This window comes from Streptomyces sp. SID11385, assembly GCF_010548245.1.
Classification (GTDB): Bacteria; Actinomycetota; Actinomycetes; order Streptomycetales; family Streptomycetaceae; genus Streptomyces.
Genome location: NZ_JAAGLR010000433.1, coordinates 1 through 7485, shown reverse-complemented (window position 1 = coordinate 7485; position 7485 = coordinate 1). Strand labels below are relative to the sequence as shown.

Sequence of the window (7485 nt, the reverse complement as noted above, 5' to 3'; positions counted from 1 at the left end):
CGCGACGACGGCTCGGGGCGGGTGCGGAGCGGCGGTACGGGCCACGCGGGGCGGCGGCCGGGCGGTCGCGGGGCGGAGGTACGGGACGGGAGGCGCCGCACGGACCGCGCGTCCCGTACCGTCACCCCCCCCGCGCCGCCGGGCGCCCCGCCTCACACCGTCAGCACCATCCGGAACCGTGCCGCCCCGCTCCGCATGCGCTCGAACGCCTCGTCGGCCTCCGCGAGCGGCCGTTCCTCCGTCCAGGGGCGGACGCCGGTGTCCGCCGCGAAGCGGAGCGTGTCCTGCGTGTCGACGGCGATCCCGGAGGCGTGGCCGTAGACGCGGCGGGCCCGGTCCACGAACTGCGCGGCGGTGAGGTCGAGGTGCTCGGGGGCGACGCCGACGATGACGAGTTCGCCGCGACGGCCCAGCCCCTCGAAGGCGTCGGCCATGGCCTGGGCCTGCGTGACGGTCGCGAGCACGACCTTCGCGCCGCCGAGCGCCTGGAGTTCGGCGGCGACGTCCTGCGTCGTGCTGTCGATGTAGTGCGCCGCGCCCAACTCCGTCGCGAGAGGGCCCTTCTCCGCCCCGCGGGCGATGGCCACCGTGCGGAAACCCATCTTCGCGGCGAACTGCACGCCGAGGTGACCGAGCCCGCCGAGGCCCAGGATCGCGACCGTGTCCCCGGCCCGCGCCGCGCTGCGCCGCAAGGCGTTGTACACGGTGACCCCGGCGCAGGCGAGCGGTGCCGCGTCGACCGCGCCGAGCCCGTCGGGGATCGCGGCGAGTGCCACGGCGGGCACGATCACGGACTCCGCGTACCCGCCCGGGTAGGCGACACCGGGGATCTCCGCCTCGGGGCAGAGCACTCCGTCTCCGGTACGACATGCATCGCAGTGCCCACAACTTCCGCCGTACCACCCGACGGCGACCCTGTCCCCGACCGCCCAGCCGTCGACCCCCGCGCCGAGCGCGTCGATCCGGCCGGCGATCTCGTGCCCGGTCGTGACGGGAAAGGGATTGCCCATGGCGCCGCTCACGACGGCCGTGTCCGAGTGGCACACCCCGCACGCCTCCACGGCGATGCGCACCTGCCCGGGCCCCGGCTCCCCGGTCTCCACCCGCGCCTCGGTGAAGCCCCCGCCGGCCGCCTCGACCCGCATCGCGCGGTGCGTGCGCTGCTCCTGGCTCATCTCGTACGTCCCTGTGTCTCGGCTGCGCTGTCGTCCTCACTTCTACCGCGTCGTCCTCGCGGCCTACCACCGAGGAGGGACGCGTCCGCCGACCGGCCCGCGCTCCAGCGCGCCGTGACGGGAACTCGCCGCACGGCCACCTGCCCAGCCGCACCGTCCGACGTCTTTCGCCACGCGGCGGCTCCTCGCCGTTCGGCGGCTCCTCGCCGCGCCGATGCTCCTCACCGTGCGGCGGCTCCTCACCGTTCGCCCGCGCTCCGTTCCACGCACACCTCGTTCCCCTCGGGGTCCCACAGCGTGGCCCAGCCCTCGCCGTCCGGGCGGCGGTGGTCCTCGTGGAGCGTGGCGCCGAGGGCGAGCAGCCGCTCCACCTCCTCGTCGCGTGTGCGGTCCTGTGGCTGGAGGTCGACGTGCCAGCGGTTCTTGGTGGTCTTGGGCTCGTCGACGCGTACGAAGAGCAGCGCCGTGCCCGTCGAGAGCACCGTCGCCTCGGGGTCGCCGGGAAAGTCGTCCTCGGCGAGCGCGCCGTCGAGGACGGCGGCCCAGAAGGTGGCGAGCGCGTGAGGGTCGGCGCAGTCGATGGTCAGGTGCCTGATGAGAGATGCCATGGAGGGAGGAGAGCACGGTGTGGGGGCGGCGGCCAGTCAATTCCACGAAGAACGGCGGGCGTTGACAGGTGAAGGGGTGATGGGGGGAGCGTCGGCCGGGACGCCGGTCGGGGCCGTTCCGTCGAGGCGATGAAGTTCCCCTTCGCGGGTGTTTCACCCGATCGGGGGCTTGTGGGTGGCTTGTGGGTTTGGTGGTGCGGCAGTGGGCATGACGTCCGGCGAGAGGCCGGGCGGCGGTCGGAGGGAGGCGCGGGGTGAGGCCGAGAGTGCGGGCGAGGGCGTGGGTGTGTGCTCGGGAGCGGGTGGCATCGGGTGGGGGCGAAAAGGGTTCGCGGGCGCGCGGGAGGGGCCCGTAGCCTCGCGGGTCATGGAGACGAGGGAGTGCGGAGCGGGAGGCAACGGCCAGGACGGCGGGGAGGGCGACCCCGCGTGTCCGCAGGCCGGGCTGCTGCCCGTGCCGGGTGCACGCATCCACTACGAAGTGCAGGGCAGGGGGCCGCTGTTGGTTCTGTTGCCCGGCGGTGGGGGAGACGCCGGGGTGTACGACGCGTTCGCGCCGCTGCTGGCCGACGCGTACACGGTCGTCGCGCTCGACCCGCGCGGGTACTCGCGCAGCGTGCTCGACGGGCCACCCGGCACACAGACCGTGGAGCGGCAGGCCGACGACGTGGCGGCGCTCGTCGCGCACCTCGGGGGCGGGCCCGCCGACGTCATCGGGGGCAGCGACGGGGCGCTCGTCGCCCTGGACCTGCTCGCCAGGCACCCGGCCCTCGTGCGCCGTGTCCTCGCTCAGGAACCCCCGGCCTTCGGCCTGTTGCCGGAGGCCGAGGAGCACAGGGCGTTCATCGCGTCGGTGCACGAGACGTTCGTACGAGAGGGGGTGGGCCCGGCGGGGGCGCGGTTCGCCGCGTGGGCCGGGGCGGGCGGCGACCGGTGGGAGCCGGCGCCCGAGCTGGCGGCACGCCTGTTCGCGAACGGTCCGGTCTTCCTGGAGCACGAACTGCGCTCCTTCACCTCGTGGCTGCCCGACGTCGAGGCGCTGCGCGGACCGGCCGCCGCGGGCCGGCTCGTACTCGCCGTCGGGCGCGAGACGCGTGGCGCGCTGTGCCGCGAGCCCGCCGTCACCCTCGCCTCCCGCCTCGGCCTGCACCCCGTGGCGCTGCCGGGCGGGCACGGGGGCTGGCTCGCGGCGGCGGAGGAATCAGCGGTTCTCATCAGGGAGTTGATGAAGTGAGCGGGACGACCACCGAGGATGAAGGTGCCCGTTGGGCCGACGACGTACGCGAGACGGTCGCGTGCGCCCTCGCGGCGCTCGCACCCGCCGCCGCCACCGAAAGCGCGGCGTCGTGGTCGGCCCCCGCGGGCCCCCTGACCTGGAGCTGTTGGGAGACGGGAGAACACCTCGCCGACGACCTCTTCGCCTACGCGGCCCAACTCGCCCCCGCCACCCCACCCGGCGACGACGACGTGCCCTTCCGCTGGGAGAGCACGACGCCCGGCGGCCCCGCGAACACGATCCGCGCCGACCCCGCACACGGCCCCGCCGGTCTGCTGCGCGTGATCGACGCCTGCGGCGGACTGCTCGCGGCGGTCGTACGGGTCGCGCCGCCGCACGCCCGCGCCCACCACGTCTTCGGACGGTCGGACGCGTCCGGCTTCGCCGCGATGGGCATCGTGGAGACACTGGTGCACACCGACGACCTCGCACAGGGCCTCGACCTGGAGTGGACCCCACCCGAACCACTCGTCGCCCGGTCGCTGGACCGCCTCTTCCCCGACGTCCCACGCCACCTCGCACCCCCCTGGCCCACCCTCCGCTGGGCCACCGGCCGCGCCTCCCTCCCCGGCCTGCCCGACCGCTCGAACGGCTGGCGCTGGGACGGGAGACCGGTGGGAGAACGGGGGTAGCGCGGGGCGGCGGAACAGGGACCCGGGGGAGGGGGCGCGGCGGCGGCCATCGGGGGTGTGCTCGGCACGCCACGTCAGCCCACCCCGAAGCCCACCCCGAACGCCGGCGCCTCAGCCCGTCCCGCCGCCCGGCCCTGTACGTACTGGCCGGGACAGGTTCCGGGCGCGGTGCCCCGAGGTGACGCCGGGGCCCTGGCGCTCCTCGGGTGGCGGCCCGCTGTGCGGGGCCCGTACGGGGAGTCCGTCACGCCGGGGTGTCAGGGGTGGAGGACGAGGCGGTTCCGTACGCCGTCGAACGTCGCGGCCAGCGCGCGCGCTTTCGGGGCGTCGGTGTCGGCGAAGAGGCCCTGGCGGTCGGCGTGCACGGTCAGGGTGGCGTGGCGGTCGATCGCGTCGGAGACACCGCGCGCGTCGATCGCGTCCGCCCAGGCGTCGAGGTTGCGGCCGAACCAGGCGGGCAGGCCGCAGGGTTCCCGTACGGCCTCCCAGAAGTCGTCGAGCGTCGCGATCGGGCGCCCGCGCAGGTCGACGACCAGCTCGGCGTCCGTCATCGTGCGGACTCCCCGCGCGCAGCGGCGTCGGGCAGCTGCCGCAGCGCGGCCTCCACGCTGTCGCCGCCACTCGTGTGGAAGGCGATCGCCGCCTGCGGGGCATGGCGACGTACAAGATTGACGACCGCCTCGAAGAGGGGCAGCAGCGGCTCCGCCTTGCGCAGCCTGCCGCCGATGACGACGACGTCCCACGCGCGGCTCGCGAGCGCTTTCGCGAGGGCGGGCTCGGCGTGCTCGTCGTACTTCACGAGGACCATGTCGGCGCTGACGCCGTACGTGGCGAAGCGGGCGAGTTCGGCGTCGAGGAGCGCCCGCAGGGCGGGACCGTCCGCGCCGGGAATTCCCTCGGGGTCGTAACCGACCACAAGTGTGTGGGGCATCCACGCACACTAACGACGCCCGCGCCGCGCGCCAAGAAGCCCGCGATCGCGCCGGTCAGCGGCCCTGGCCGCCCGCACCGAGTGCCACACTGGCCCCATGGAATCGCGTGAATTCAGCAGGCTCGGCCGTTCCGTCTCCGTCGTGGGCCTCGGTACGTGGCAGCTCGGCGCCGACTGGGGCGACGTGGACGAAAAGGACGCCCATGCCGTCCTGGAGGCCGCCGCCGACTCCGGCGTCACCTTCTTCGACACCGCCGACGTGTACGGGGACGGCCGCAGCGAGCAGACCATCGCCGCCTTCCTCAAGGACCACCCGGGCTCCGGGATCACGGTCGCGACGAAGATGGGCCGCCGCGTCGACCAGCTCCCCGAGAACTACGTACTCGACAACTTCCGTGCCTGGAACGACCGTTCGCGCCGCAACCTCGGCGTCGACCGCCTCGACCTCGTACAACTGCACTGCCCGCCGACGCCCGTCTACTCCTCCGACGAGGTCTACGACGCGCTCGACACGCTCGTCGCGGAGGAGCGCGTCGCCGGGTACGGCGTGAGCGTCGAGACGTGCGCGGAGGCGCTCACCGCGATCGCCAGGCCCGGGATCGCGAGCGTGCAGATCATCCTCAATCCCTTCCGTATGAAGCCGCTCGACGAGGTGCTGCCCGCCGCGCGCGCCGCCGGGGTAGGGATCATCGCGCGCGTGCCGCTCGCCTCGGGGCTGCTGAGCGGCAAGTACACCGAGGACACGACCTTCGCGCCCAACGACCACCGCACCTTCAACCGCCACGGCGAGGCGTTCGACCAGGGCGAGACCTTCGCCGGGGTCGACTTCGCGACCGGCGTCGCCGCCGCGCGCGAGTTCGCCGCGCTCGCCCCCGAGGGCGCGACCCCGGCACAGACCGCGCTGCGCTGGATCGTCCAGCAGCCCGGCGTCACCACCGTCATCCCCGGCGCCCGCAACCCCGAGCAGGCCCGCGCCAACTCGGCGGCGGCCGAACTGCCGCCGCTCGGCCAGGAGACGCTGACGGCGATCCACGAGCTGTACGCGCGCGAGATCGAACCGCAGGTGGCGGGACGCTGGTAGACGGCGTGACGTGGTGGACGGCGTGACGCGGCGGCGGACGGTGTGACGCGGTACCCGGCCTGACGCGGTAGGCACCCCGCCGTCCGGCGGGCCATCCCCGCCGGACGGCGTCTGCACCACCACCCCTCACCCCCGGCAATCTGGCTCACGTCCGGAGGGGTTCCGGCCGTCCGCGCGGGACAGGAGGCGGTCGGGTCCCCCGCCGGTCCCGGACGCCGTGCCGTGCCGCGCACCGCGCGCCGATCCTTCCGCTGTCCGCCTACGTCGTAGGGAGAGCCGTTCGTATGACCGCACACCCCGAGGCCACTCCGGCCGCCACCACCCCGGACACCGGCCCCGTCACGTCCTCCCCGCTCACCGCTCCGGCCCCGCTCGGGCCTCCGCCGCCCTTCGACCCCGAACTCGCGGCGGCCCTTGAGGCCCTCGGCCCGGTGCGGATACCGCCGCTGGAAGAACTGGCGCGCTCGCGCGAGGCCGTCCTCGGCTTCCCCTCACCCACGCTCGAAGAGCTGCGCGCGGACGGTGCCTTCGAGGTCGAGAAGCGGACCGTGCCCGGCCCGGCGGGCGACCCCGACATCACCCTCTACATCTGCCGCCCCGCCGGGCTCACCGGCGACATCCCCGTGCTCTACCACACGCACGGCGGCGGCATGATCATCGGCGACGCGCTCATCGGCCTGCCGCAGCTGCTCGACGAGTGGGGGCGCGGCCTCGGCATCGGGGTCGTCTCGGTGGAGTACCGGCTCGCCCCCGAACACCCCGACCCCGCACCGGTCGAGGACTGCTACGCGGGCCTCGTCTGGACCGCCGCGCACGCCCGGGAACTCGGCTTCGACCCGGAACGGATCATCATCGGCGGCGGCAGCGCAGGCGGTGGCCTCGCGGCCGGGGTCGCCCTGCTCGCGAGGGACCGGGGCGGCCCGGCGCTCCTCGGCCAGCTCCTCATGTGCCCGATGCTGGACGACCGCAACGACACTCCGTCCGCCGTGCAGATGGCCGGGCTCGGGGTGTGGGACCGCGAGGCGAACCACACCGGCTGGACGGCGCTGCTCGGCGAGCGGCGCGGCGGCCCGGACGTCTCCCCGTACGCGGCCCCTGCCCGCGCCGTCGACCTCTCGGGCCTCCCGCCCGCGTTCGTGGACGTCGGCTCGGCGGAGACCTTCCGCGACGAGGACGTCGCCTACGCGAGCCGCCTGTGGGCCTGCGGCGTCCAGGCCGAACTCCACGTCTGGCCGGGCGGCTTCCACGGCTTCGACGGCATGGCACCGCAGGCCGCCCTCTCCCAGTCGGCCCGCGCCGCCCGCACGGACTGGCTGCGCAGGCTGCTGGCGGCATGAACGACCGGCAGCGGCCGGAAGGAAGCGAAAGCCTCCGGCCGCTGCCCGCCTCGCCCCGTCCCGTCCGTACGAGGCCGGGCCACGTGGAACCGGGTCCTCCCGCCCCGGGCTGCCGGGCGAGGGCTTCCCCAAGACCGGCCAAACGGGGACGATGGCCGCATGAGAGAACTCGCCGGGCGGCTCGCCGCTCTCGACCCGGACGCCGGTGAAGCCGTCCGGGTCATCGCCTACTTCGACCGGCTCACCGCCGAGCGCGCCGGTCTCGAAGCGCTCGTGCGCGGCGCCGCCGTGCTCGCGGGCAGCGCGGCGCGACTCGCCGACCCCGTGCACGGCGTGCGGATACGGGGCGAGCCCGACGGCCGCCGCGTCGACGGCCCCGCCCGGACCCCCGTGCCACCCACCACCGACTGGCCCGGCGTCCCGCTCGGCCCCGGCGGGGCGCGCG

Annotated in this window: 8 protein-coding genes and 1 pseudogene; 5 read left to right on the top strand and 4 right to left on the bottom strand. The window is 75.0% G+C overall.

Translation table 11 applies throughout. The features are described 5' to 3' along the window. Positions 1–152 precede the first annotated feature (152 nt). Both G3I42_RS13350 and G3I42_RS13345 read right to left on the bottom strand, forming a co-directional pair. Complete coding sequence (locus G3I42_RS13350; protein WP_164285662.1) at positions 153–1175, bottom strand: alcohol dehydrogenase catalytic domain-containing protein; 1023 nt, start codon at positions 1173–1175, stop codon at positions 153–155. Between the two features lie 239 nt (positions 1176–1414). Continuing rightward, the gene (locus G3I42_RS13345) at positions 1415–1783 is read right to left on the bottom strand and encodes a VOC family protein (RefSeq protein WP_164285660.1); all 369 of its coding nucleotides are present in this window, start codon (positions 1781–1783) and stop codon (positions 1415–1417) included. Between the two features lie 367 nt (positions 1784–2150). On the opposite strand from G3I42_RS13345, the gene G3I42_RS13340 reads away from it, so the two are divergent. Then, positions 2151–3017 (top strand): alpha/beta hydrolase, encoded by an 867-nt coding sequence (locus G3I42_RS13340; protein WP_203606752.1) that lies wholly within the window; start codon positions 2151–2153, stop codon positions 3015–3017. After that, positions 3014–3691 carry a hypothetical protein gene (locus G3I42_RS13335; protein ID WP_164285658.1) on the top strand — a complete coding sequence of 226 codons (678 nt, stop codon included), beginning with the start codon at positions 3014–3016 and terminating at the stop codon, positions 3689–3691. The genes G3I42_RS13340 and G3I42_RS13335 overlap by 4 nt, the downstream gene beginning before the upstream one ends. A 257-nt stretch (positions 3692–3948) precedes the next feature. On the opposite strand, the gene G3I42_RS13330 is transcribed toward G3I42_RS13335, so the two are convergent. Both G3I42_RS13330 and G3I42_RS13325 read right to left on the bottom strand, forming a co-directional pair. Further along, a complete protein-coding gene (locus G3I42_RS13330; RefSeq protein ID WP_164285656.1) occupies positions 3949–4242 on the bottom strand; it encodes a barstar family protein in 294 nt (97 codons plus the stop codon). Next, complete coding sequence (locus G3I42_RS13325) at positions 4239–4622, bottom strand: hypothetical protein (RefSeq protein ID WP_164285654.1); 384 nt, start codon at positions 4620–4622, stop codon at positions 4239–4241. The genes G3I42_RS13330 and G3I42_RS13325 overlap by 4 nt, the downstream gene beginning before the upstream one ends. Positions 4623–4719: 97 nt before the next feature. Here G3I42_RS13325 and G3I42_RS13320 point away from each other — a divergent pair, with 97 nt between their 5' ends. From G3I42_RS13320 to G3I42_RS13310, 3 genes and pseudogenes are all read left to right on the top strand, one after another. Beyond that, a complete protein-coding gene (locus tag G3I42_RS13320; RefSeq protein WP_164285652.1) occupies positions 4720–5703 on the top strand; it encodes an aldo/keto reductase in 984 nt (327 codons plus the stop codon). A gap of 284 nt (positions 5704–5987) precedes the next feature. Then, entirely contained in the window at positions 5988–7040 is a 1053-nt protein-coding gene (locus tag G3I42_RS13315) for an alpha/beta hydrolase (protein WP_203606751.1), read from the top strand. A gap of 159 nt (positions 7041–7199) precedes the next feature. Next, positions 7200–7485 (top strand): annotated as a pseudogene (locus G3I42_RS13310) (PucR family transcriptional regulator); the annotation flags it as partial.

Coding starts and splice junctions, on each gene's coding strand:
- G3I42_RS13350 (WP_164285662.1), bottom strand. CDS start 1,175: ATGAGCCAGGAGCAGCGCACGCACCGCGCGATGCGGGTCGAGGCGGCC.
- G3I42_RS13345 (WP_164285660.1), bottom strand. CDS start 1,783: ATGGCATCTCTCATCAGGCACCTGACCATCGACTGCGCCGACCCTCAC.
- G3I42_RS13340 (WP_203606752.1), top strand. CDS start 2,151: ATGGAGACGAGGGAGTGCGGAGCGGGAGGCAACGGCCAGGACGGCGGG.
- G3I42_RS13330 (WP_164285656.1), bottom strand. CDS start 4,242: ATGACGGACGCCGAGCTGGTCGTCGACCTGCGCGGGCGCCCGATCGCG.
- G3I42_RS13325 (WP_164285654.1), bottom strand. CDS start 4,622: ATGCCCCACACACTTGTGGTCGGTTACGACCCCGAGGGAATTCCCGGC.
- G3I42_RS13320 (WP_164285652.1), top strand. CDS start 4,720: ATGGAATCGCGTGAATTCAGCAGGCTCGGCCGTTCCGTCTCCGTCGTG.
- G3I42_RS13315 (WP_203606751.1), top strand. CDS start 5,988: ATGACCGCACACCCCGAGGCCACTCCGGCCGCCACCACCCCGGACACC.